The following is a 22,482-nucleotide window of genomic DNA, read 5'->3' as shown; positions in this document are numbered from 1 at the left end:
ATCAGGAAGACTTTAAATATACTATCACCTATTGTTGATTTAACGTACAACGATTTCGGATTCTACCGTATGTCAAATGAAGAGAACTTTGTTTGGATGGATGAAAAATGCACATGTAATTCAGCTCATTTAATTGAGTAGTCCAAGGATCAAGATATTAGCTACTCAAGGAATTCATTTACATTTCTATGGATATTTCCACTTCATATATGAGGTTTAGGATTAGAGGAGTTTATGCTAATTTAATGAAATTAGTAAAAGCACTCTTTCGAGTGCTCATTTTATGCAGATACAGTTGCTTTATCCTTACGGAATATGCCCATTAATCCACCGATTAATAATAATACGCCTGGTAATAAGTAAATTATAGAAATACAAATAAATCCACCGATAGCAGCCACAGTCATCATAATACCGCCAACCTTCGCTTTACTTCTTACCATAACAGATCCAACAATTCCTAAGATTGATAGAGCCACAGCTCCCCAACCTAAGCCAATAACAGTATTTGCTCCATCAGCTTCAAAAGCAGCTCCCATACCGCCGATTAATAAAGCAACAAATGCACAAATAATACCAAAAATACCTCCAATAAGACCTAATACAAATTCAGCTGTTCTTTTCATCTTAATCTCTCCTTATTTAGCAACTTCAAATTCAAATTTCACTGATTTCTCGTTAAATGTAAATGTAGGTTTAAATGTACCAACAAACTTATCGCCTTCTGGTACATCAAATAACATTTTGTTTGTAATTTGGTTACCTGGCGCAATATTTTCGTTTATAAACGTATTTTCCCCACCAAAGTACTCTTTGAATTGGTTGCCGTTAGTATCAGCAATTTTTAATTCAGAAGTTCCAAAATATATATCTTTTTTGCCATTATTTTTAGCATTAAAAGCGATTTCTAGTACTTTCCCTTTTTCAGCTTTTACGTATTCGTTAGGCTCAACGAATTTAGCTGAACTGAAAGTAAGTTGTAGGCCATTAACTTCTACCGTATCTCCAATTTTATAAATCTTGCTTTCAGCTTTTTCCTTTTTATCTTTCTTTTCAGCCTGTTTAGGAGCATCGTTTTTACTCACTTCTTTAACTTCAGTTTCACCACAAGCAGCTAAACTAAAAGCAAGTGCACCTGTTAAAGCGATAGTACCCAATTTTTTATACATTTCTTTTCCTCCGATTATGTAAAATGTAAGATTTCCGAAACTATCATAACAGAAACAGTTACAACTTTTTTGTCATATTTTGTCGAGGGAAATAAAAAAAGACGCTATATCAGTAGCGTCTTTTCTCATTTTATTAATGTCCACCGTGTCCTTGACCACTTTCCTGAACAATTTCTAACCTCTCATCTAGTATTCCTTGTGTTTCAAATGAAATATCACTCGTACTTCCTAATAAGAAGCCATGATTATATGGTCCAAGTGTTGGATCATCTTTAAACTTCGGCTGAATAGTAGCAAGGAAGTCATACACTGGTTGTGAAGCTTTCCCTTCTTCTAACAAGACAACAGGTGCGTGTTTACCCATATGTGAAAAAGGTGCTCCAGCAACTGCTAAATCTGGTGTTTTGCTTGAAACAAATGATAAACCGTGACCAGGTTTTGTGAATCCCCAGCCAAATTTTGTTTTTTCATCTTTAAATTTAGCGAACGCAATCGAGTTTTCTGTAGGGGTCTCTCCACTAATACGCGTTACTTTCCCGTATTTGCTTAACTCTTTTTCTACTTCTTTTGAAACAATTTTTTCTGGCCCTAATACATATATATTTGCTTTATCTTTTCTCATTTTTAATGCCTCTATTGTCGCTTCTGGCACTTTATTCTTTTCTGTATAGAGTAGTGGTTCCGGCATATGAGAAATCCAATTTACAGCGGGTGTTGTATATAAACGTCCTTCTTCTGCAGACGAACCGATAATAACACTATTTGGGTAGCTTCCTGTTATATCGGCATACTCCTTATCAACATCCTTCGCAAATATAGCTGGGTCCGTTTCTTTTATTTGTTTTACTTTATAACCTTTCAATTGTTCAAGCGCGCTAGTACCTACATCTCCCATCACCATAATTTGTGTTCCATCTTTCGTTCCGATTGGATTTAATCGTTTTATTTCTTTTAACGTCATTTCCGGTATCTTTTCTTTTTCTATAAATAAAATCGGCCCGTTATTCGGATGATGAATAAGGTCTGCACTCGCAATACCTAATTGCCACTCGCTTGCTGGTACTAAAATAACAGCACCTGGCTGGTTCTCTTTATGGGTTGCTGGCCATATCGTTTGCGAAGTTAACACTGCCATTTTTAGGGGGTCATTTGTATTTAACCTCGTTACATTTTTTAGACTTGTCGTTAATAAATCATTCGATGCCCCTTCGTTCATTTCTTTTGGCGCGGTTACTTCCTGATTCATTTTCATTTCCTTTTGCTCTGTTTTCTTCTCTTTTGTAGATTCATGATTTTTATGGTCTGTATTCGTTTGCCCACATGCAGCAAGACCAACTGCTGTAATTATTGTTATCCCAAAAATTCGGGTCATTTTTTTCACTATACCGCCTCCGTATTAATCATTTTTGAGCCAATATGATTACCTAAAATGTAATTTCAACTCCACAATAACAAGCAATTCTGAAGAAATTATGCAGACACATCATAATCTGCACCATTTCTTCATGATTTTGCATTACACTTTAAGTAACGATTATAAATATGGAGGGCTCTCTATGATTGATATACTGCTCGTAGACGATGAACCGAGAATGCTTGAATTATTAACGCTTTATCTTACTCCAATTGGATATAACTGCGTATGTGCGACTTCCGGAGAAGAAGCTATTTTACATATAGAAAATCGAAACTTTAAATTTGTTTTACTCGATATTATGATGCCAAAGATGGACGGATGGGAAACGTGCAAAAGAATCCGTTCATTTAGTAACGTTCCTATTATTATGGTTACCGCTCGTGATCAAACAGTAGATGTCATCCAAGGATTAAAACTCGGAGCGGATGATTACGTAACGAAACCTTTCCATGAAGAAGAACTTTTCGCAAGAATCGAAGCCGTTTTAAGACGTACAAATGAACATAAACAAATCCAATATCACGGTATTGTATGGGATGAAACAAAACACTTCGCTTCTGTACATAATGAAGAACTTCTTCTCACACCGATCGAATTCTCTTTACTCGGGTTATTTTTACGCCATGTGAATTATGTATTAAGCCGTGATCAGCTCATTGAACGAATTTGGGGATTAAACACAAATACAGAAGATCGCACAGTCGATTCACATATTCGTAATTTGCGTGATAAATTGCGAAAAGCAAATTTCCCTATTGATCATCATTTAAAAACCGTGTATGGAGTAGGTTATCGATGGATTGATACCGAACATTAAGGAGCAAAGTGATGAAACGAATCTCTATTCAATTCGGATTTTATTTTTTAATTGTCACACTTTTAATTGAAAGTGTTCTATTTGTATTGCTCTATTATAGTCTCGTAAACACTAGAGTAAATGAAGAAATGACTGCTTTATTAAAACGTGGAAACAGTCATCGTGATGTACTTGAAAAATATTATGATAAGCAAACAATCTCTCACGTAGCACTAATGGAATCTGAAGCTGAAACAACTGTCGTTATTACAAATACAAATAAAGAAATACTAGCTAAATCTAACGAAATAAACACGACTATAAACGATCATATTAGTAAAATGCAAACTCGAACAGACCATAATGGAGCGATTATAGAAAATCATTGGAAAACATCTAATTATATATGTACAGTTAGCCCTATTGTAGTCGATGGAAAACATGAAGGCTATGTGTACATGTTTCTTGGAACAGAATCAATTGAAAAGTTGGTTAATGGATTAACGAAACAATTCATTATTGCTGGTGCCATCACGTTTCTACTCACAGTCATCACAATTTTCCTATTATCACGTTTATTAACAAAGCCATTGTTACACATGAAACATGCAACTGAAAAAATGAGTAAAGGCGATTTGTCCGTTTCATTAACGACTACTCGAAATGATGAAATTGGTGAACTAGCATCATCTATTCAAACGCTCGCAAATGATTTACATTATATGAAAACAGAGCGAAGTGAATTTCTAGCAAGTGTTGCTCACGAATTACGAACACCGTTAACATACGTACGAGGTTATGCTGACATTGCTTTAAAAGAAAGCACCCCTCCTGAACAACGTTTGCGATATTTATCAATTATAAAAGACGAGTCTGATTACATTACAAACTTAGTTCAAGATTTATTTTCACTTGCACAAATAGAACAACATAGCTTTTCTATTCAAGTAAAGGAAGTGCATTTACACACCTTCCTTACTCGCATAGCTGAAAAAGTAAACGCCATGTATAAAGAAAGATACATTAAAGTTTCTTTCTCTTGTTCTCCTACATTGCTAGTAAACTTAGATGAACAGCGATTCGAACAAGTGATAGTGAACATTTTAAATAACGCTTATAGACATTCAAAAGAACATTCTCATATAAACATTTCTATTACAGACGAACATAAACGTATCTCCATTACAATTGAAGATGAAGGCGAAGGTATTCCACCTGAAGACCTCCCTCACATTTTTGACCGCTTTTACCGTGTCGATAAAGCAAGATCACGATCTACAGGCGGAACTGGTTTAGGACTCTCTATCGTGAAGGAAATTGTAGAACTACACGGCGGAAATATTACTGTAACGAGCGAAGTCGATTACGGGTCTTGCTTTATAGTTTCATTACCATCCATAAAGAAACACGACTATCATCAATAGTCGTGTTTTTTTATCCCGCATTAACGGGCAGTAAGACCCCTACATCAAAATTCAGCGGAAGCAAAGAAGTTAGGTGGGGGATCAACTGCCCGTAAAAGCCCGATTGGTTCAACTAATAATCAGTGGGAGATGAACAAAACCCCCACTGATTAAAGTTTCACTTTATCATTTTACTTTATAATATAAATTTACAAATTGCCCAAAACGTTTCGTATCCGTTAAAGTTAAATTAATTTCTGGATTCTTGTCTTGAAATAACGGAACTCCAGAACCTAATATATGCGGTGTAATTGTAACAACATATTCATCAATTAAATTATTCTTAAAGAACTCTCTCAGTAGACTCCCTCCACCGACCATCCATATTTTAGATCCTTCTTGCTCTTTCAACCTTTTCGTAAACTCCACTACCTCTTCATTTACAAAATCCACGTGTTCATTTGAACCTTTTTGTGAGTTAGAAAAAACATAACATTTTTTATCTAAATACGGGAATGTTTCCATATGCTCTACTACATAATCGTACGTTCTTTTTCCCATAATTATTGTATCAATCGTTTCGTACATTTCTGTATAACCGTTATCTCCCTCTCCTTCGGTTTCCATTAACCACTGTAAATCATCATCTTCTTTCGCAATATATCCATCCAAGCTAGCGGCTATAAATAAAACTATTTCACGTGACATATTTTTTCCTCCTTACATCTCATCTTGATAACATTATGCTGTAAACAATATACTAACAATAAAACACGACAATTTATGTCATGTTTAAAAAGAAAAAAGGTGATACATTTGTCAAAAGCTAAACGCTTATTAGATATTCTTATATTTGCTTCTGCAAAAAAAGCATTTACAGCTCAAGAAATAGCTGATGAATTTAATATTTCCGTTCGTACTGTCCACAGATACATTTTAGATTTAAGTGATATGGGATTACCTATTTATGCAGAACAAGGTCGTAATGGAGGATATAAAGTATTAACGAATAAAGTCATTCCCCCTATTTTATTTACTGAAGAAGAAGCGGTATCCATCTTTTTTGCTTTTCAATCTTTAAGTTACTATCGAGACTTACCTTTTAACACAGAAATCAATTCCGTTACGCATAAACTGTATAGCTCTCTACAACATGATGCGAAAGTGAAAGTTAATAAAATACGTTCTTATATCGCTTTTTGGAATCCGAAGAGAACAATTGATACACCTCTATTAAACGCAGTGTTAAGTGCGGCTATTGAAAATAAAAATTTACACTTTCAATACGAATCTAAATCGGGGATAAAAACAAAACATGTTCATCCTATCGGTGTATACGCTCATGATGGGCTATGGTACTTACCATCCTATGACTTCAGGAGAAAAAAAGTATTACTGTATCGTGTTGATCGTATTCTTTCTATATTATCAACAGAAAAAAATGAAAGTACGTTCATGAATTTAGAAGAATGGTTTACCTCTAGCTCTAACGTAGTGCACATTCCTACCCAATTACATGTTTTACTAACGACAGAAGGCGTGCGCCAATGTAAAAGTGTTCCTTACCTTGAAGAATTCGTGGTAATAAACGAAGACGGGACAGGATATATACATTCAACAATTGATAAAGGCGAAATCAACTTTATTACCCCTTTATTTTATAGACTTGGAAAAGATGCACGAATTTTAGAACCGAAAGAATTGATAGATGGTTTACTTATGCGTGCGAAAGAAGTTTTACATATGTATGAAGACGAAAAAAGCTGCTAAATATAAGCAGCTTTTTTCGTCCCGTTGTTCCTATTGTTTTATTATTGACGAATGTCAAACCACCAACGATTTTTCGAATTCATATTCTCAGTTCCACTAAAACCACTGTAACGGAAAGCATCAAGGAAAATTGAATCTAGTTTATCCTCATCCACAAAATAACCTAAATTAACTTTCATCGTTTGGCCAGGTAGGATACTGCCAATATTGTAGAAGCTTTTCCCATCTCCGTGAGGCTCTAAATAATCAACTTCTCCCGTCATAATACGCGTTGCATCCATTCCCTCTTCTTTAGCGTATTTCCATGCATTCCCTTCAAATTTAAGCTGCTTTATGGATGGATGCATATAGATTTCTTCTGTCGCCTGTTTACCAATATTTCTCACTGTTGTTGTCAAGTAGACAAATTTAACATTAACTAATTGCGAATCTACTAATGTATCAATTGAATCTTTACCATTCCCTAATTTATATACATCCCGTCTGTACGATAGCAGTTTTCCCGTCTGATCTAAAGCCTTCTTCTTGCTTAATATCCCTAGGCCAAGTTCATTAAAGTTCTCTTGTTTAAAATCTTTAATCGAATCAAAAACTTCAACTTTTTCTATCACATATTCAATTTGGCTGTTATCCATAGATATCGTTACTGGAACCTTTTGCCCTATATGAAATAGTCGTTTGCTATCTTTTTTCAAAGGAATCACTTTAGATTTTTTAGGTTCATCTGCTTGGCTAAAATACTTTTTATCATAATTTGATATATGTGATGCCTTTTCTTTTGACGTGGGCTCAAGTGAAATATTCCCTAAGACATCTATCATTTGTTCTTCATTTATATCTGATCCAATAAAACTTTCTAACATAATCCCTTCTTTCTCAAAAAAGAGAAAGACCTTCCTATCAAACATTACATTGTTGTTTCCAGTTTCTTTATGAACAATTACTGCTTTCTTGCCACCTATCTCTTTTTCTTCGTAGCTTTTTGAATATAAAGTTTGAAAGTCCGCATTTTCCCCTACTCTCCAAAGACTAAATGAAAAGCCTCCATTTGCGTCGTTATCTTTAAATGAATATTTCATAGCAGAGTCATCAATTGCTTCCATATTTTCTGGTAATTTATCAATTTTCAGCTTATACCACTTATCAGCCTTTTTCGTGTCCTTATTTGTTACCGACACATTTACTTCATAATTTTGTTTTTGAACAATCATATTATAGACTTTTACTGCACCAAAAACGGTTGTCGGCATACCAATCAATAAGCAGGCAGCAGCGATTAACATACGATGTCTTTTACTCTTTTTCTGTGGTCGCTCGTCCTTCAGCTTCATTTCCTCCATAAACAGTTTCTTTTTGCGCGTATATGTATGTGAAAATTCATGTTGTTCTTCGGATTTATCAAAATCATCTAAAGCAATTTTTTCAGCAAGTTCATATATTTCTTTGGAGTTCTTTGAATTCGTCATGTTGTATACCTCCTATCATATTTTGGACTCGTTTTCGAGCGCGTTCAAACTGCTTGCGGACATTAGCCTCCGTAATCCCCATTACACTTGAAATTTCTTGATACGTTAAGTTATAGAAGACTTTGTACTTAAACACCTGTCTGTTAGATTCATTTAACTCTTTTAGCAATGTATCAATTTGAACCTCAGACATTTTACGTTTTTCCCACTCTTCAATATTTTCATCTACTGCTTCTATTGATTCTCTTTCATATTCTTCTAAAAATGTTTCATGTCGTTTATTTTTCCGGTAACTATCAATCGCCTTGTTTTTCGCGATCCTCAAAATATAGCGTTTAAGCTCTTCAGTGCTCAAGCTATGGAGCTTTTCCAAGTTCTTATAAAGAGTAATAAACGTCTCTTGAACCGCATCTTCAGCCTGTTGAATATTATTTAAAATAGAATACGCTACATAATAAATTTTTTGTTCGTACAACTCGTATAGCTCTTCCATCTTTTCATAATCGTTATTTGTAACTTTCATATAATTCCTCCTCTCACTCTATATAACGAATGAGCACTGTACTTTGTGACACTGCAAAATCTTTTTATAGATAAAATTTAATAATAGAATAAACAAAAGCCCAATTTCTCTATTGTAACTGAGAAATTGGGCTTTTTAATATTAGAATTTTCCTGACTGTATCTCTAAGAAAAATTCTTTTACACCTTTTCAATATGCAGTATTTGCTCTATCGCTTCTTTTAACAAATTCTTTGTCTCTTCAAAGTTATGATTCTTCTTTTCCTCCGGTTGCACCGTATAAAACTCAGCAAACGAACGCTCTTTATATCTTGGTACGACATGCATATGGTAATGTGTTAACTCGTTAAATACTCCACCATTTTGACAAACTGTAATTCCATCTGGTTTATATAATGCCTTAATCGCTTTTGCAATCAGCTTAGAAGCATCCATAATTGATCTTGCTACAACGTCATCTAATTCTTCTACTTCTACAACATGTTGCTTTGGCACAATTAAAGTATATCCTGGGTAGAAAGGCGCATGATCTAAAAAGCAAGTTACATAATCATCTTCATATACTTTATATATTTTTTCCTCTTCGTTTGCTAATTTACAACCTAAACAGTCCACTACACTTTCCCCTCTTTCTAAAAACATAAAAACGTGAGAATACGGCTCTCACGTTTTTATGTTTCATTTTATTAGTTCAATTGTTTCCGTAACCTTTATACTATCTTTTACAGATTGAACAATCGTACAATTTTTCACTGCAAGCTGCAATGCTTTGTCCAACTGCTCTTCTGTAATGTTTTCCGCTTTAATTTTATATTGCAAATGAACACTTTCAACTGGTTTGGATAAAGCTTCACTTCTACCAATTTCAGTTTCGATCGTAAACGTATCGTATGTAATACGTTTCTTTTCTAAAATTGTTCGAAAGACAATTGCACTACATCCTGCGATAGAAGAAACGAGTAATTGTAACGGTGAATACCCGTTTTCTTTTCCAATCGCTAATTGAGCGTACGATAAATCTGCCTTTATATCATCGTGTTTGATTGTTAGTTTCATTTGTTTTGTCCATCTCCACTTTCATCGGTTTCTGCTGTTTCTTACTCATATAATAATAATATATATAGCAGAAAATGATAAATGGAATACCGCAGTATAACGCCATTCTTTGTTCAGGAATAAACGCTAAACTAATAACAACGATGCTATTTGTAATTAAAGCTAAAATTGGAACAATCGGATATAGTGGTGTTCTATACTTTAAGTCCTCTAACTTTCCTCCGCCTTTTATATACTGACTTCTAAAGCGAAGTTGCGATAGAGCAATAATGATCCAACTTGAAACAGCCGATAAACCAGCTATCGATAATAAGTACATGTATACTGTATCTTCTGCAAGGAAACTTGTGAATAGGGATAATCCAGCTACCGCAATCGTTACGACTAGCGCTGTAATTGGAATACCACGTTTATTTACTTTCTTGAAAGAAGTTGGTGCCATTCCTTCATTTGCAAGTGACCATAATATACGTGTCGCTGCATATAATCCAGAGTTCGCTACAGATAATAACGCAGTAATAATAACAAAGTTCATAATATCAGCTGCATATGGAATACCGATTTTATCAAATACAACTACGAATGGACTTTCAATTACGCCTGCTTCCTTCCAAGAAATTAATCCTACTAAAATTGTCATTGTTAAAATGAAGAATAACATAATGCGCCATACTGTATTACGGATCGCACGTGGAATTGTTTTTTCTGGATTTTCACTTTCTCCCGCTGCAATCCCGATTAACTCTGTTCCTTGGAACGAGAAGTTAACTGTAATCATTGTAAGTAATACGGCAGCTAGTCCATTCGGGAAAAGTCCACCATCGCTTACAAAGTTAGAGAAAAGAGGTGCTGCTTCTTTTCCGTCATATGATATAAATCCTAATAATGCACTACCACCAAGAACAACAAATGCAAGGATTGTAATTACTTTAATACTAGAAAACCAAAATTCTAATTCAGCGTAGCTTTTCGCTGAGATAGCATTTGACGCATATAGAATAACGCCGAATACAAGGCACCATACCCAAACATCAACATTTGGAAACCATCTTTTCATCATTAAACCTATTGACGTTAATTCTAGACCCACTGTTACTGCCCAGCCGAGCCAGTATAACCAACCAATCATAAAGCCTGTTCCTGGTCCAATAAACTTCGTTGCATACTTTTGGAAAGATCCCGAAACCGGCATTGCTACCGTTAACTCTCCAAGACAAAGCATTGTTAAATACATAATAAATCCGCCTACTAAATATGAAAGGATGGCCCCCCCTGGTCCAGCCTGATTAATGGTGTAACCCGAACCTAAGAAAAAACCAGTTCCAATTACACCACCAAGTGCGATCATAAATAAATGTCTACTCTTCATCGTACGATGTAATTTCTCATTCGTTGGTTGCTGCATCTAAATCCTCCCCCTACAAATACCCCTATATCTTGTTAAAATTTTCTGATAATAAAAATATACACGAAAGCGATTACATTTTCTATATAAAATTAAAACTTTTCTGATAAAATAATATAAAAAATCTAATTATAGCTAGATTTAGATTCTATTTAGAGGAAAATAAGGAGAAACAAGGAAAAACCCTTACATATATTGTAAGGGTTAACGAAGTTCTAATCTTCTGGATAAAATTGATAAACTATAATTTACGATAAAGTACATACAAGCTACTACCATAAACGTTGGAATCATATAATTCACATTTTGTCCGCTAATAATTTGAGCATTATGCATAAGCTCTGGCAGTGATATAACAACTGCTAATGCTGTATCTTTCAGCAATGAAATAAATTGACTGACAAGCGGTGGAACCATTCTCCTTAATGCTTGTGGTAAAATGATATGCCAAAGCGCTTGCACATACGTTAATCCTGAAGATCTTGCAGCCTCAATTTGTCCTTTTTCAATCGATAATAGACCACTTCGAACAATTTCAGATATCATTGCTGCTTCAAATATTGTTAAAGCAACAATTACAGCTGTTATAATTTCTAATTTCAAGCCTGCTTCTGGTAGTGCAAAATACGTGAAAAATATAATCAAAAGTAGTGGTAAATTTCGAATTACTTCAACGATAATTCCTAATACTTGTGAGACGACAGGTATTTTCATGTAGCGCAATATCCCTATTACACTACCAATAATAAAGCTAAGTACAATTGCTACGAGCGCTACCTCTAACGTTATAAGTAATCCTTTTAATAAAAATAGAATATGATCCCCTGTAATTGCTCCCTTAAAATCCATTTACACCGCCTCCTTTGCTAAGCGTTTTTCTAAATAACGCACTAGCATACTGAGCGGAATTGTTAATATTAAATAAAACATCCCGACAAATATATATACATCAAACGTAACAAACGTCTTCGTTGAAATTAAATCTCCTTGATACATTAAATCAGCACCAGCAATAATTCCAAGTATTGAGGAGTTTTTAACTAAATTGAGAAACTGGTTTCCTAAAGGGGGAATTACAATTTTCATAGCTTGAGGTAAAACGACATGGTACATTGCTTGCGTATAAGTCAATCCTGAGGAACGTGCTGCTTCCATCTGACCTTTCTCGACTGATAGAATACCAGCGCGAATAACTTCCGCAATAAACGCTGCTGTATATACGGTAAGCGTAACTGTTCCTGCTACAAAACCATTTAAAGTAATTCCTATTACAGGTAACGCGAAATAAAATATAAATGCAATTAATACGAGTGGAATATTTCTTACAAACTCTACAAAAGCTGAACCTACCCAATTTAAAATACGAATCGGTGCGATGCGCATTACTGCCAAAATTACTCCTAAAATAAAACTGCCTATCAATGCAATTACACTAGACATAACTGTATATTTAAATCCTTCTAAATACATATCAATGTTATTCGTTAATATAGAAAAATCAGGCACATATTCTCCCCTCTTTCTTTACAAGAAGAGGATGAGCACTCTCATCCTCTCACTTTTACTATTTATCAAGAAAAATAAAGTTTCACTTTACTTCTCTTGTTTTTGACCGATCCATTTTTCATACAATTTATCGTATTCCCCGCTCGCCTTCATATCTTTTAGTAAGTTATTAATCTCTTTCGTTAAATCGTCTGCACCTTTTTGCACTGCAATTCCGTACGGTTCATCTGTAAAAATTTTTCCTACTACTTCATAATTAGAATCTTGTTTTGCCATTCCGTAAAGGATTGCATTATCTGTCGTTAACACATCACCTTTACCTGCCTTTAACGCTGTAAATGCCTCACTATAATTTTCAAATTCTAATACAGTCGCTTCTGGTGACTTTTGACGAATGTTATTTGTAGATGTTGATCCTTTTACAGCTAATACTTTAACGCCTTGTTTTATATCATCGATGCTCTTAATATTGCTTCCTTTTTTCACAAGTAACGATTGTCCGGCTTTAAAATATACATCTGAGAAATCCACTTCTTTTTTGCGCTCTTCCGTAATTGTCATTGTCGCAATAATTGCATCAATATCACCATTTTTCAGCATTGGAATACGTGTTTTAGACGTTACTTCTTTCAGCTCTAGCTTCTTTTCATCTCCAAGAATTTTTTTCGCAAGTGCCTTCGCAACATCAACATCGAATCCTTCTACTTGCCCTGTTGAAGGATTTTTTAATCCAAATAAATTCGTATCATTCTTCACCCCGACTACTAATTTTCCTCGTTTCTTAATTTGCTCAACAGCCCCGCCTTGCTTCGTATTTGTTTCCTTTGCCTCATCTTTCTTACTTCCGCATCCAGCAACAACAAGCACGAATAAACATGAAAATACGATTAAAGTAAATAACTTTTTCATTTTAAGCATGGAATTCCTCCTCTAATGATTTAGCACCCGACTTAAAAATAAACGAGCTCTTTCTTGTTCAGGATTTGCAAAAAATTGCGCCGGTGTCGTATCTTCAATAATTTGACCATCATCCATAAATAAAATCCGATCTGCTACTTCTCGCGCAAATCCCATTTCATGCGTGACAACGACCATTGTCATCCCTTCTTTAGCTAGCGTTTTCATAACATCAAGTACTTCCCCGATCATCTCCGGATCAAGAGCAGACGTAGGCTCATCGAACAGCATAATTTCCGGCTGCATCGCAAGTCCTCTAGCAATTGCTACTCTTTGCTGTTGTCCTCCGGATAATTGATGTGGATATACATTAGCCTTCTCCGGGATTCCTACTTTCTCTAAATAAAACATTGCTGTTTTCTCTGCTTCTTCTTTGGAAACTTTATTTACTTTAATCGGTGCTAGTGTAATATTTTGCAGAACTGTTTTATGTGGGTATAAATAAAAATGTTGAAAGACCATCCCAATATTTCGCCGCAATTCATTCATGTCCGTCTTTTTATTGTGTACCTCTGTATTTTGTACAATTAATCCTCCATCTGTAATTGCCTCTAATTGATTTATACATCGAAGCAATGTACTTTTTCCTGATCCTGAAGGCCCGACAACTACTACCACTTCTCCTTTTTTCACTTGCACATTAATATTTTTCAAAACTTGAAAATTACCATAATATTTATTTACATTACGAAATTCTATCAACATACTCCCCCTTCCCCTAACAACGCATGTACATTCTTTTTATATTCAAAAATAGTCCCAAAAATAACTTTCAGCTTCAATTTGTCCATAAAAAAGCAAAGGGTTTCCCCTTTGCTTCTTCATTTCTATTCTATTAAGATACTTCTTCTTTCTTATCTTTCCCGTATTCATGCTCCCAAAAATCAGCATTTTTAATTCCTAATGGCTGCGGATCGAATACTGGATCTTTTCCTTCTTTTTTCTGTTTTTCATAATCCTTTAATGCGACTAATGCAGGTTTTTGTAATAATAAAATCGCAATGATATTTACCCATGCCATAATTCCTACACCGATATCACCTAAAGCCCACGCCGTTGCTGCTGTTTTAATACAACCGTAGAATACAGCTCCTAAAAAAACAAATTTTAGTACAATAGACAACCAAGGACGGTCTTTATCACGATTTAAGTACGCGATATTCGTTTCTGCAATGTAGTAATACGCCATAATTGTTGTAAACGCGAAGAATAATAACGAGATTGCAACGAAACCGTTTCCAAATCCAGGAAAAACAGATTCTACCGCCGCCTGTGTATATCCTGGTCCTGGCTGAGCGCCATTTAATTTATTAACGATAAAGTTTTTTCCGCTTGCATCAAATACGTTATACATGCCTGTAATAATCATCATAAATGCTGTTGCTGAACAAACAAATAATGTATCAATGTAAACGGAAAATGCTTGCACTAAACCTTGCTTAGCTGGATGTGATACTTCAGCTGCTGCTGCTGCATGTGGTCCAGTTCCTTGCCCTGCTTCATTGGAATAAATACCTCGTTTTACTCCCCAAGAAATTGCTAAACCGATAATACCACCGAAAGCCGCTTCTAATGCAAAAGCACTTCTTATAATTAGCATAAATGCTTCTGGCAACTTTTCAATATTCATAGCAACAATAACGCAAGCTACTAAAATATAACCAACTGCCATAAACGGTACGACAACTTGTGCAACGTTAACAATTCGCTTTACTCCACCGAAGATGATAATAGCTAGTACAACAACTAATAAAGCCCCTGATACGGTGGTGTTAATTCCAAAAGCTGTTTCTAAACTTACAGCAATACTATTTGCCTGCACACCTGGCAGTAAAAGCCCCGTTGCAAGAATTGTCGCTGCAACGAATACTAATGCATACCATTTCACACCTAAACCTTTTTCAATGTAATAAGCAGGTCCACCACGAAACTGTCCTTGATGTTTCGTCTTATATATTTGCGCTAATGTAGATTCTATATAAGCTGATCCTGCTCCTAAAAAGGCCACTGCCCACATCCAAAATACAGCTCCTGGTCCACCGAAGGCAACCGCTGTTGCTACCCCAGCTATATTCCCCGTCCCAACGCGTCCTGATAACGAAAGTGCTAACGCTTGAAATGAAGAAACACCAGCCTCTGATTTTTCACCTTGAAATGTCAGCTTCACCATTTCTCCTACATGCCTTACTTGTAAAAACCTCGTTCGAATGGAAAAATATAAACCTACTCCTAAACATAAATAAACAAGTGCTGGACTCCAAACAATATTATTTAACCAATTCACGAAAGCTTCCAACATTCCCCCTCCTTCTTTATAAAGAATATTCAGAATATATATAAAATTATAAGTGTATACTGAATCTAGGACAATATTATTTTAATAAAGTAAACATATTTTTGTATAAAAAAACAAAGTATATATTTGTTTTATATACTTTGTTTCGAACTAAATGTATTATATATTCACAATTGCTTCTCTTTTTATAATTCTTTCATATAGCTCTTCTGATAATTCTCGGAAGTTATCTGGCATACCTTTCCCCTTAAACTTCTTTTGAAGTGTACCGTATAAACCAACATCACGTAGACGTAAAAACAACGGTAACGATTCATACCAACTATCCGCCAGTCTGTGCTCATGCTCATAGCCTTTTCGTAACACTTGTAGCTGTTTACGAGCAAAGTCTGTCTTCTCTTCCGCTGTCCATGGTGTAAATAGAATAGAGTAATAGAGAACCATCGCTAAATCATGTATAAAGTAATTATAAGCCGCATCATCAAAATCAAAGATTGTTAGCTCTTTACCATCATAATGAAAATTACCGGGATGGATATCACCGTGCATAAGACCGAACGTTTCTCTTTCAACTGGAAGGGCCTTAATCTCATCCATTAATACCGCTGCAATCTTTTTCACTTGATCATCTTCTAATTCATTAACAATTCCACTTTCGTCTTCTTCCCACGTATCACGATAGTCTGTTTTAGGATAGCTCATTGTTAGGCGATGCAGTTGTCCAATCGCTTTTCCCCATGCTTCAAAATAATCATCTCCCCAATAAGGCGATCCTTCCCCTTTTACTTGCTCACCTTTTGCATATGTAAATAAAGAAGCAAAAAAGAAAGTGCTATCTTCCGCTCCAATTTCTTCTACAAGATTTTGAGAAGTTGAGTTAAGAGGTCCTGCTACCTTTGCCCCATGCTCCGCAACATATCGTAAAAAATCTAGTTCAGCTTCAACTTCTTTTTTAGAGCGATGCGAAGAATGCGTTAAACGTAATACATAGTCCTCATCATTATCTCCCTTCGCCTTAAAAATATAATTTTCAAAATCTCCAAGCGGCTTCTCTTCCACTGTTACATGAAATGCCTTTGCCGCTCTTCTTAAGATCTCTTTCGTAAAAACACGTTCTACAGCTATTTCCATATGTATCCCTCCTATATATCTTCTTAATTCGACACAAATGTGAGAAGTACTGCTATGAAATTGAATAATGCACAAAAGACAATATAACGTAACTTTCAATTCTCTTTTAAAAAAATAATTCAAGCATAAATTTCTCACAAACGACAAAAATTAACAGAAACAGTTGCACTTTAAAAGAGGTGGAAATTATGACAGAGAGAAAAGAACAACAAGAGAGTAAAAAACAAAAACATATGTTTCCATCACTTCCTGAGAACATTAATTACATTGAAAATAAACTTTCTCATTCTGATGATATAAAAAAATTAGATATCCCTTTTCAAAACGGAAAAGGGATAATCTTATATATCGAATCTTTAGCAGATCCAAATCTAATTCATCAATTAGTTCTTGAACCATTATTAACGCGGTCGGATTTATCTTTAGATAAAGCTTTTTCTACATTAAATATGAAAAAAGAAACGAATTTAAATTATGGTGTGCAGCTTTTATTACAAGGTAAATCTTTATATTTTCATGAACATGTCGAAAGCTTTTGCATTTTTGAAACGGCTCTATCTTTAAAGAGAGATATAACAGAGCCTGATAATGAAGGTATTGTACGTGGACCGCATACTGGTTTTGTAGAAGATTTAGCAACGAATTTAGCCTCTATTCGTAAACTCATTAAGAGTCCAAATGTAGTTGTTAAATATTTTACACTCGGTGAAGAAATGCACACGAAAGTAGCTATTGCTTATATGCAAAACATAGCTAATGACGATTTAGTTACAGAAGTAAAAAGAAGGTTAGAAACGATTAAGACAGATGCACTTATGCCTCCAGGATATATACAAGAATTTATAGAGGATACGTCTTTCTCACCATTTCCACAGCAGTTAAATACAGAGCGTCCAGATAGAGTCGCAGCAAATTTAATGGAAGGACGAGTTGCTATTTTATCTGATGGAGATCCAACAGCACTTATCGTTCCTGTTACGTTATTTGCTTTCTATCAATCACCAGACGATTATAATAACCGCTGGATCGTCGGTTCTTTCGTCCGAATGATTCGCTTAGTTAGTTTCTTGATTGCCTTTCTCTTACCAGCTATATATATCGCAACCGTCGCTTTTCATCCTGATGTGTTGCCACTTGAACTCGTTTACACAATTAAAGCTTCTTTAGAAAAAGTGCCTCTTCCTCCTATTTTTGAAGCTCTCTTAATGGAATTAATCTTTGAATTATTACGGGAAGCTGGTATTCGCTTGCCAAGCCGAGTTGGACAAACAATCGGTATTGTAGGTGGTTTAGTAATTGGTGATGCGATTGTAAAAGCCGGACTCGTTTCTTACACAATGATTATCGTTGTAGCTTTAACTGCAATCTCATCTTTTCTCGTTCCATCAAATGATATGAGTTCAGCAGTTCGGATTCTTCGTTTTCCGTTAATGCTCCTTGCTGCTATATTCGGATATGTAGGCATCTCATTTGGTCTAATTATAACTTTCGTTCACTTATGCCAACTACATTCATTTCATACACCATATCTTTCTCCTGTTGCCCCGATGCGGATAAAAGATATGAAAGATTCTTTTGTAAGACTTCCAATGTGGTCGTTTTGGGAACGACCACATGATCCAAAACCGAAAAAAATGCAACGACAACATGTAACGAGAGAGGATGAGGACGGTGACAAACACGCAAAGTAAAATTTCACTTGTTCAATTTACCTTTTTCGTTATTCAATGCCAAATTGGGGTCGGTATACTCTCTCTACCTAACCGTCTTCATCCGATAGCGAAAGGCGGCGGATGGATTTCTGCTCTCATAGCTGGTCTTGCAATTCAACTTATCATTTTACTTATGTGGCTTTTCTTAAAACGATTTCCTGATGCGGATATGTATGAAAGTGTTTGTATGCTATTTGGTAATAAGTTTGGAAAACTATTAGGTTTTGCTTATGTTTTTTATTTTACCCTTATTGGTATGACCGTTATGTTAAACGCTTGTAATGTCATTAAAGTATGGGTTTTGCAAGCAACCCCTTGGTCTGCAATTCTCATACTATTTACAATAGCTTGCTGCTATGTAGCCTATAATACATTTAAAGTAATTGTAAGGTTTTATGTGATGGCCTCTATTCTCATTTTGCCCATGGCTCTTTTAATTGCACTAGGGTTTTCACGAGCTGATTTTTCTTATATTTTTCCAATCACAGAAGCCGGATGGTGGAATATTATTCAAGCATCTAGGGAAACCATTACAGCTATGTATGGTTTTGAAATTATTCTTATCGCTTTCCCAAAAGTAAACGGGAGTTCTGTGGCAAAACTAAAGGCAATTTCTATCGCTAATGGATTTGTAACCCTTTTTTATACTTTCACTGTTTGGATTTGCTTTATCGTATTTAGTCCAAAGCAAATTGAGCTTATTCCAGAGCCAGTTGCTTACTTATTGCGCTCCTTACATATCGGGATTATAGACCGTACTGATTTACTATTCATACCAATATGGATGATAACAGTTGTGGCTTCTATTGCTAGTTATTATTGTGCTGCTTCAATCGGAATTGGACATATATTCAATCTTGCTAATCATAAAAAAGCTGTTCCAATAGTTGGTATTATTGCCTTTAGTGTAGCCGTATTTATCGATACACCCGAAGAATTAAAAGTAATTGCAACTTTCACTGATAAGTTCACCTATATTTTCATCGTTGTCCTTCCTCTTTTATTTCTACTTTATTCAGTGATAAGAAATAAGAAAGGAGAGCAGTATGTTCAAAAAAAGAGTTAAATTACTTTTTTTATTATGTACTAGTGCATTCCTTTCTGGCTGTTGGGATCAAGAACCATTAAGAGAAGCGAGATTAGCTTATAGCATTGGATATGATATTACGGAAGAAAATAAACTTCAACAAACGCTTGAACTTGTAAAAAGTTCAAGCGGAGAACAATCTTCATTCGAGAATGAAGTACATTCAGCAACTGGATATAACATAAGGGATACAAGTGATGCCCTAAAAAAAAATGTAACTGGGAATATCCGCTATTTCAAATATGGCGTTCAATTACTTGGAACCAAAATTCTAAAGAAAGGTATACTACCCTATTTAGATGTCAGCTTTCGGGACCCAACAAACCCAACTGCTTTAGTAAAACTTATTGCAGTAGATGGTGAAACATCCGAGATACTCAAAAAAAAGAAAGTAGGAAATTTATTAATTGGAGATTTTTTAAAGAAAAAAGTAAAAAGCTTAGAAGATATGAGTGTGTTTCCGAAAGAAACTTTAGAAACAGCTGCTACAAAAATGTTAGATCCAGGTAAAGATTTTACCCTCCCCTCTATAAAAATAAAAGAAAAAGAAGTTATTACAGACGGATTATCTTTATTTAATAAAGACAAATTAACTGGGCATTTACCTTTGAAACAATCTGTTTTATTCGTGTTATTAACTGGAAAAATGGGAACAAGTGCCCGTATCACCCAAAAACTTACTAGCGATGAATCAGAGACGACATCTGATTATTTAACGATGGAAATTAGCAATCGGAAATTAAAACGAGACTTAAAAATAACAACAGATAAAAAAGGAAATGTTTATGCTCACATTAAGCTTCAACTAAAAGTTATAGCGCTTGAGGCTCCAAGAGATAATCTTTATAAAATGTGGGAACGAAAAAAACTAAATAAAGAATTATCAAAGCAACTTACGAAAGAAGCGAAACAAATAACAAAAAAGCTACAAAAAGCAAACTGTGATGCTTTCGGTATCGGCAGACACCTTATCGCTTATCACCCTGAGTTATGGAGGAAAAAAAATTGGGATAAAGATTATGCAAAAGTAAAGTTTAAACCTGAAGTAGAAGTAAGCATTTTGTATAGTGGTGTCTTAAAATAAAAGGTTGTATGCCCATGCGGCATACAACCTTTTTATTTCGTATATCGATACACAATTGATTCATATGGTCTTAAGTTAAGTTTTGCAATATCCTTGCTGGCATCTTTATAATTCGACAGTAGTACTTCTTGTTTCATTCCATCTAATTGAACGTGCGCTGGTACAGAGTACGTTATTTCTTCTCCATAGAAGTTATTTATAACAAGTAGTACTTCACTTTCTGTAGTACGAGTATATGCCCAAATTTTAGGATCATTTTTATCCAAAATAGCATATTCTCCTTCTGTAATTACATCATACGTTTTTCTAAGTTCTATTAACTTTTTATAATGATAAAATACAGACTCTTTATCTTCTAATGCCTTCTCTACGTTTATTTCTGTAAAGTTTTCAGCCACTGAAATCCAAGGTGTACTTGTTGTAAAACCACTGTTCATCTCTTCATTCCACTGCATCGGAGTACGAGAGTTGTCACGAGATTTTTGTTTTAAAATCCCGATAATCTCTTCTTTTGATAATCCTTCTTCTCGCTTGATATCGTATATATTTAACGATTCCACATCGCGATATTGCTCGATGGACTCGAATTTAGGATTCGTCATACCGATTTCTTCGCCTTGATAAATGTAAGGTGTTCCTTGCAACATATGCATAGCTGTCGCTAACATTTTCGCAGATTCATTTCGGTACTTTCTATCATCACCGAAGCGTGACACTATGCGAGGTTGGTCATGATTACACCAAAATAACGCATTCCATCCTCCGCCCTTTTGCATTTCAATTTGCCAGTTAGACATAATCTCTTTTAATTTAATAAAATCAAACTCTGCTTTCGTCCACTTATCACCATTCGGATAATCTACTTTTAAATGATGGAAACTAAACGTCATGCTCAGTTCATTACGCTCAGGATTAGAATATTTAATACAATTATCAATTGTCGTAGATGACATTTCTCCAACTGTAATTACATCTTTTCCTGCAAAAACTTTTCGGTTCATCTCTTGTAAATATTCATGAACACGCGGACCATCTGTATAATACTTGCGTCCATCACTTGTCGCAGTATTACCTTCATCGTTTAAGAAACATTGGTCTTTTGAAATTAAGTTAATGACATCTAATCGGAATCCTGTTACCCCTTTATCCAGCCAAAAACGCATCATATCATATACTTCTTCGCGAAGTTGTTCATTTTCCCAATTTAAATCAGCTTGTGTTTCATCAAATAAATGTAAATAATATTGCTCCGTCTTCTCATCATATTTCCAAGCAGATCCACCAAACTTAGACTGCCAATTATTTTTTTCATCACGCCAAATATAGTAATTACGATATGGACTATTTTTATCTTCCTTCGCTTCTTTAAACCACTTATGTTCAGTCGAACTATGATTTACAACAATATCAAGCATAATTTCAATGTTACGTACTTTCGCTTCTGCTAAAAGTTCCTCAAACTCTTCCATCGTTCCGTAAGATGGATCAATGCTGTAGTAATCACTTACATCATATCCATTATCATTTTGTGGTGATTGGTATATCGGTGTTAACCAAATATAATCCACTCCGAGTTCTTTTAAATAATCTAGTTTCTCTGTAACCCCTTTTATATCACCGGTTTCTTTATTGTAATAGCTATTAAAGCTCTTCGGATAAATTTGATAGACTACACTTTTATGCCAATCCTTCATGTTTAACTTCC

Annotated in this window: 22 protein-coding genes; 6 read left to right on the top strand and 16 right to left on the bottom strand. The window is 35.0% G+C overall.

Annotated elements, in window-relative coordinates; translation table 11 throughout:
* Positions 1–281: 281 nt before the first annotated feature.
* From ACLBXA_RS22975 to ACLBXA_RS22965, 3 genes are all read right to left on the bottom strand, one after another.
* Positions 282–626 carry a DUF4064 domain-containing protein gene (locus ACLBXA_RS22975; RefSeq protein ID WP_000831286.1) on the bottom strand — a complete coding sequence of 115 codons (345 nt, stop codon included), beginning with the start codon at positions 624–626 and terminating at the stop codon, positions 282–284.
* Positions 627–638: 12 nt separating this feature from the next.
* On the bottom strand, positions 639–1,169 hold the full coding sequence (locus tag ACLBXA_RS22970) for a DUF4352 domain-containing protein (protein ID WP_447617544.1): 531 nt from the start codon (positions 1,167–1,169) through the stop codon (positions 639–641).
* 133 nt (positions 1,170–1,302) lie between these two features.
* Positions 1,303–2,550 carry a hypothetical protein gene (locus ACLBXA_RS22965; RefSeq protein WP_000738865.1) on the bottom strand — a complete coding sequence of 416 codons (1,248 nt, stop codon included), beginning with the start codon at positions 2,548–2,550 and terminating at the stop codon, positions 1,303–1,305.
* A 175-nt stretch (positions 2,551–2,725) separates the two neighbouring features.
* On the opposite strand from ACLBXA_RS22965, the gene ACLBXA_RS22960 reads away from it, so the two are divergent.
* Both ACLBXA_RS22960 and ACLBXA_RS22955 read left to right on the top strand, forming a co-directional pair.
* Positions 2,726–3,403: a response regulator transcription factor gene (locus ACLBXA_RS22960; protein WP_000565487.1), complete on the top strand. Its 678-nt coding sequence runs from the start codon at positions 2,726–2,728 to the stop codon at positions 3,401–3,403.
* A gap of 11 nt (positions 3,404–3,414) precedes the next feature.
* Positions 3,415–4,806 (top strand): sensor histidine kinase, encoded by a 1,392-nt coding sequence (locus tag ACLBXA_RS22955; RefSeq protein WP_000822549.1) that lies wholly within the window; start codon positions 3,415–3,417, stop codon positions 4,804–4,806.
* A gap of 165 nt (positions 4,807–4,971) precedes the next feature.
* Here ACLBXA_RS22955 and ACLBXA_RS22950 read toward each other — a convergent pair whose 3' ends face one another.
* Positions 4,972–5,493 (bottom strand): dihydrofolate reductase family protein, encoded by a 522-nt coding sequence (locus ACLBXA_RS22950; protein WP_000085772.1) that lies wholly within the window; start codon positions 5,491–5,493, stop codon positions 4,972–4,974.
* Positions 5,494–5,568: 75 nt separating this feature from the next.
* On the opposite strand from ACLBXA_RS22950, the gene ACLBXA_RS22945 reads away from it, so the two are divergent.
* Entirely contained in the window at positions 5,569–6,555 is a 987-nt protein-coding gene (locus ACLBXA_RS22945) for a helix-turn-helix transcriptional regulator (protein ID WP_114365429.1), read from the top strand.
* 41 nt (positions 6,556–6,596) lie between these two features.
* Here ACLBXA_RS22945 and ACLBXA_RS22940 read toward each other — a convergent pair whose 3' ends face one another.
* The 11 genes from ACLBXA_RS22940 to ACLBXA_RS22890 all read right to left on the bottom strand — a co-directional run bounded on the left by ACLBXA_RS22940 (position 6,597) and on the right by ACLBXA_RS22890 (position 16,894).
* Positions 6,597–8,021, bottom strand: a complete 1,425-nt coding sequence (locus ACLBXA_RS22940; RefSeq protein WP_000185125.1) for a DUF4367 domain-containing protein — start codon at positions 8,019–8,021, stop codon at positions 6,597–6,599.
* Entirely contained in the window at positions 7,987–8,544 is a 558-nt protein-coding gene (locus ACLBXA_RS22935; protein ID WP_000869275.1) for an RNA polymerase sigma factor, read from the bottom strand. The genes ACLBXA_RS22940 and ACLBXA_RS22935 overlap by 35 nt, the downstream gene beginning before the upstream one ends.
* A gap of 179 nt (positions 8,545–8,723) precedes the next feature.
* The gene (locus ACLBXA_RS22930) at positions 8,724–9,158 is read right to left on the bottom strand and encodes an HIT family protein (RefSeq protein WP_447617543.1); all 435 of its coding nucleotides are present in this window, start codon (positions 9,156–9,158) and stop codon (positions 8,724–8,726) included.
* A gap of 63 nt (positions 9,159–9,221) precedes the next feature.
* On the bottom strand, positions 9,222–9,599 hold the full coding sequence (locus ACLBXA_RS22925; RefSeq protein WP_000778854.1) for an OsmC family protein: 378 nt from the start codon (positions 9,597–9,599) through the stop codon (positions 9,222–9,224).
* Positions 9,574–11,004, bottom strand: coding sequence for an amino acid permease (locus ACLBXA_RS22920; protein ID WP_001187093.1), 1,431 nt, complete (start codon positions 11,002–11,004; stop codon positions 9,574–9,576). Before ACLBXA_RS22920 ends, ACLBXA_RS22925 begins: the two co-directional genes overlap by 26 nt.
* Before the next feature lie 204 nt (positions 11,005–11,208).
* Positions 11,209–11,853, bottom strand: coding sequence for an amino acid ABC transporter permease (locus tag ACLBXA_RS22915; protein WP_000345975.1), 645 nt, complete (start codon positions 11,851–11,853; stop codon positions 11,209–11,211).
* Positions 11,854–12,510, bottom strand: coding sequence for an amino acid ABC transporter permease (locus ACLBXA_RS22910; protein WP_001112685.1), 657 nt, complete (start codon positions 12,508–12,510; stop codon positions 11,854–11,856).
* A gap of 87 nt (positions 12,511–12,597) precedes the next feature.
* Positions 12,598–13,428 (bottom strand): glutamine ABC transporter substrate-binding protein GlnH, encoded by an 831-nt coding sequence (gene glnH / locus ACLBXA_RS22905; RefSeq protein ID WP_000916489.1) that lies wholly within the window; start codon positions 13,426–13,428, stop codon positions 12,598–12,600.
* Positions 13,429–13,440: 12 nt separating this feature from the next.
* Positions 13,441–14,169 (bottom strand): amino acid ABC transporter ATP-binding protein, encoded by a 729-nt coding sequence (locus tag ACLBXA_RS22900; RefSeq protein WP_002083770.1) that lies wholly within the window; start codon positions 14,167–14,169, stop codon positions 13,441–13,443.
* Between the two features lie 133 nt (positions 14,170–14,302).
* On the bottom strand, positions 14,303–15,763 hold the full coding sequence (locus ACLBXA_RS22895) for an alanine/glycine:cation symporter family protein (RefSeq protein WP_000387172.1): 1,461 nt from the start codon (positions 15,761–15,763) through the stop codon (positions 14,303–14,305).
* A 159-nt stretch (positions 15,764–15,922) separates the two neighbouring features.
* The gene (locus ACLBXA_RS22890) at positions 15,923–16,894 is read right to left on the bottom strand and encodes a phosphotransferase enzyme family protein (protein ID WP_000401662.1); all 972 of its coding nucleotides are present in this window, start codon (positions 16,892–16,894) and stop codon (positions 15,923–15,925) included.
* Between the two features lie 188 nt (positions 16,895–17,082).
* Between ACLBXA_RS22890 and gerKA the strand changes: the two genes are divergently transcribed.
* From gerKA to ACLBXA_RS22875, 3 genes are read left to right on the top strand one after another with little or no spacing between them, the layout of a single operon-like run.
* The gene (gene gerKA, locus ACLBXA_RS22885; RefSeq protein WP_044783725.1) at positions 17,083–18,585 is read left to right on the top strand and encodes a spore germination protein GerKA; all 1,503 of its coding nucleotides are present in this window, start codon (positions 17,083–17,085) and stop codon (positions 18,583–18,585) included.
* Entirely contained in the window at positions 18,566–19,672 is a 1,107-nt protein-coding gene (locus ACLBXA_RS22880) for a GerAB/ArcD/ProY family transporter (RefSeq protein ID WP_098832767.1), read from the top strand. Before gerKA ends, ACLBXA_RS22880 begins: the two co-directional genes overlap by 20 nt.
* Entirely contained in the window at positions 19,653–20,777 is a 1,125-nt protein-coding gene (locus tag ACLBXA_RS22875; RefSeq protein WP_044783723.1) for a Ger(x)C family spore germination protein, read from the top strand. Before ACLBXA_RS22880 ends, ACLBXA_RS22875 begins: the two co-directional genes overlap by 20 nt.
* Positions 20,778–20,809: 32 nt before the next feature.
* On the opposite strand, the gene treC is transcribed toward ACLBXA_RS22875, so the two are convergent.
* Positions 20,810–22,471 carry an alpha,alpha-phosphotrehalase gene (treC, locus tag ACLBXA_RS22870; RefSeq protein WP_000656109.1) on the bottom strand — a complete coding sequence of 554 codons (1,662 nt, stop codon included), beginning with the start codon at positions 22,469–22,471 and terminating at the stop codon, positions 20,810–20,812.
* Between the last annotated feature and the right edge of the window lie 11 nt (positions 22,472–22,482).

Source organism: Bacillus sp. D48C, assembly GCF_053345735.1.
The sequence above is the reverse complement of the archived record's forward strand: the minus strand, read 5'-3'. Positions and strand labels throughout refer to the sequence as shown.